General features: G+C 44.6%; 2 protein-coding genes. Both read left to right on the forward strand.

Features of this window, described 5'->3' with window-relative positions; all coding sequences use genetic code 11:
- The first annotated feature begins 241 nt into the window (after positions 1-241).
- Positions 242-1,483 carry a bifunctional ornithine acetyltransferase/N-acetylglutamate synthase gene (argJ, locus tag IQ229_RS22340; RefSeq protein ID WP_194047501.1) on the forward strand — a complete coding sequence of 414 codons (1,242 nt, stop codon included), beginning with the start codon at positions 242-244 and terminating at the stop codon, positions 1,481-1,483.
- A gap of 100 nt (positions 1,484-1,583) precedes the next feature.
- Positions 1,584-2,708 carry a BUD32 family EKC/KEOPS complex subunit gene (locus tag IQ229_RS22345; RefSeq protein WP_194047503.1) on the forward strand — a complete coding sequence of 375 codons (1,125 nt, stop codon included), beginning with the start codon at positions 1,584-1,586 and terminating at the stop codon, positions 2,706-2,708.
- Positions 2,709-2,830 lie beyond the last annotated feature (122 nt).

Here is a 2,830-nt window from a genome sequence, read left to right on the forward strand (position 1 = left end):
CAATCTAGAGGGTGGCTCAAGTGGCTATCTTTTTTTGTTTTGGTTTTTCGTCATAAGAAAGGTAAAAACAATTATGCCAATCGCCAACTGGTGCATTATTATTGCCATCAGCAAATAAACTCACAATAAAAGGGAGTGGGGAGTAGAGGGAAACTAATAACTCTTAACTCGTAACTCCTAACTCAGCACTTTTGTAAAGTACAAATTGACCTATCCAACCTGATAGTTGTAAGGAAGAATAATGACAGATTGGCAAGAAATAACAGGTGGTATCACAGCACCAAGGGGGTATCAGGCGGCGGGAATTACCGCAGGTTTGAAACCTTCGGGGTTGCCAGATTTAGCTTTGATATTCTCAGAGGTGGAAGCGATCGCAGCGGGTGTATTCACCACCAGCCAAGTTAAAGCTGCCTGCGTAGAATATTGTCGCCAACGCTTGCAAGCTAAACAGAGCGCTCGTGCCATCCTCTGCAACGCCGGACAAGCAAACGCCGCTACCGGAACTCAAGGTTACCTTGATACCCTAGAATCTGCTATGGCAATAGCCCAAGCACTGAACATCTCGTCTGAATCTGTCTTATTGGCTTCCACTGGCGTGATTGGTCAAAGAATTAAGATGGATGCTTTGCGAAGTGGAATTCCCAAGCTAGTAACAGCACTATCAGACACAGGCTCAGATGCCGCCGCCGGAGCGATTATCACTACAGACTTGGTAACAAAATCCATTGCCCTAGAGACAACTATAAGCGACCGCCCAGTACGAATTGGCGGTATTGCCAAAGGTTCCGGCATGATTCACCCCAATATGGCAACCATGCTGGCATTTGTTACTTGTGATGCTGTGGTTTCGCCTCACCTTTGGCAACAGATGTTAGCAAGGGCAGCTGATAGAAGCTTTAATTCCATTACTGTGGATGGTGATACCAGCACCAACGACAGCTTAATTGCCTTGGCAAACGGTCAATCTCGCACCCCAGCAATTATAGAATGGGGCGCAGAAGCAGAGAAATTAGAGGCGATGTTAACAGCAGTTTGCCAGCATTTAGCCAAAGCGATCGCTCGTGATGGTGAAGGCGCAACCTGTCTCATTGAAGTGGAAGTGACTGGCGCTCATGATGAAATCTCAGCCCGACAAATAGCCAAAACCATCGCTGGTTCATCCTTAGTTAAATCTGCAATCTTTGGACGCGATCCAAATTGGGGACGCATCGCCGCCGCTGCTGGACGCGCAGGTGTGCCCTTTGAGCAAGAAAACCTGCAAATTAAGCTAGGGGATTTCTTAATGTTAGAAAATGGGCAACCTCTAGAATTTGACCGTGCAGCAGCAAGTGCTTATTTGAAAAAAGCATCGGTGGGTGCTTATCTGCAACAGGATACGGTATTAATCTCCGTTAATGTTGGCAATGGTTATGGTGTGGGTAAAGCCTGGGGTTGTGATTTGAGTTATGACTACGTGAAGATTAACGCCGAATACACTACCTGAACTACTCCCAATTATTTGCCTTGTAGAGACGCGATTCATCGCGTCTTTAGCCAAGGATGTGTTGCTTACAGTCTCTTATGCTGTGGCTGGACGGGAGAAAATGCCTAAGAAGCATATAGAACTTAGAAGAAAGAGATACTTCAAGCTCAGTTCGCAAATCGCTCAGTTGGATAATGCACAATTGCGTTCTCTATTTGACAATAGTGAGTCGAATGAGTCGAGTACGGGTTGGGGAATGAATCACACCATCGTCCTTGGGGAATCCAAGGTCTTTGTGAAACGTGTTCCGGTTACAAATATCGAATTTGACAATCTCTTCTCCACCAGAAACCTCTATCATCTGCCGACTTACTGTAATTACGGCTTCGGTTCCACTGGTTTTGGGGTCTTCCGGGAACTTGTTACCCATATCAAGACAACTAACTGGGTATTGTCGGGGGTAATTGCTACCTTCCCACTGATGTACCATTATCGGATTATTCCTTTCTTCGGGCGGCGTGCGGATGTCGAGAAGTCGCGTCTAGAAAGTTATGTGGAGTACTGGGGCAATAGTACCAACGCTGGCAATTATATGTTAGATAGAGCGATCGCTAACTATGAGTTGGTTCTATTTCTAGAATACATACCACATATTCTGGAAACATGGCTGCAAGACAACCCCAACAAACTTCAAAAACCCCTGGATGACTTACGCACGACGATTACCTTTTTGAGAAAGAAGGGAATTATCCACTTTGACGCACATTTTCGCAATATTCTCACCGACGGCAAGCAGACATATTTGACCGATTTTGGTTTGGTACTTGATAAGAGTTTTACGTTGACGAAAGATGAAAAGTTTTTCTTTAAGCAGAACACATTTTATGACTACGGAGAAGTCTTGCGGAATCTTGGTCATCTGATTCGATCGCCGTATGATTTATGTTCGGAGAAAGATAAACGCAGGATTATGGAAAAATATGGCATAAAAGAAGGCTTAAAACCTTATGAACTGCGCTCTATATTATTCGACAACATTGAGCAGATAGATGCTGATGGAGTCATGAAGTTAGATAAGTTTTATGTTGCCAGCATCGTCAAGTACCGCAGCATCATTGCGCTGATGCAAGACTTCTTTTCTGATATGTGGGAAAACAACAACAAGGACACTAAACTTCGTCACAGAGAACTAGGGCTGCTGCTTAAAGAGACAGGGTTTATTGCTGGTGTTGGAAACAGCAGATAGTTGCGATCGCTGGATAAGAAATAAACCTATTTGGGGTCTTTACTTAGGCCTACAGCTTTCCCAGCCTTACCATCTCGCTCTCCCCGCAGTGCGTTCCTAAATTATAGTAATAACATAATGGT

The organism is Nostoc cf. edaphicum LEGE 07299, from assembly GCF_015207245.1.
Lineage (GTDB): Bacteria > Cyanobacteriota > Cyanobacteriia > Cyanobacteriales > Nostocaceae > Nostoc > Nostoc edaphicum_B.